Origin of the sequence: Bradyrhizobium sp. BRP22 (assembly GCF_020194175.1) — a bacterium.
In the GTDB taxonomy this organism is placed as follows: Bacteria; Pseudomonadota; Alphaproteobacteria; order Rhizobiales; family Xanthobacteraceae; genus Bradyrhizobium.
In genome coordinates this window covers 1-343 of the sequence record NZ_JADYVX010000141.1, presented here as the reverse complement: position 1 = coordinate 343, position 343 = coordinate 1, and the positions used below count along the sequence as shown (strand labels likewise).

Genomic DNA, 343 nt, shown 5'->3' with positions numbered 1-343 from the left:
AGGACAAGAACAGGCCCGTTCGCAGCCGCGATGCGTTCCCGCGTCGATTAAAATGACCAGACAGGATGTCGGCCTCACTTACTCGTTCAATGGAGAAGAAACGATAGGCCGCCTTGGTATTCGCCCAGTCTTGGCAAACCATCGGAATGCTCTGGCCGATGTCTGCACCAGTCTGCTTCAGCAGCATGTGAAATCTCTCGCCAAGTCGGGCGTCCAGGAATTCGCACAGCGCAGCTTCACGGTCAAACCAGGTCACCGCGTCAGACGCCAACCGGTGCGCCTTCTCATCCCGGGCGCGTGAAGTCGGTTCCATAGAGCACCTCTTTTCGAATCAGGTGTCCAT

At 56.9% G+C, this 343-nt stretch carries 1 protein-coding gene; it reads right to left on the bottom strand.

Annotated features, from left to right (window positions below; translation table 11 throughout):
* The coding region (locus I6F35_RS39735) for a transposase DNA-binding-containing protein (protein ID WP_275945547.1) at nucleotides 1-313 on the bottom strand (313 nt) is incomplete at its 3' end.
* Nucleotides 314-343 lie beyond the last annotated feature (30 nt).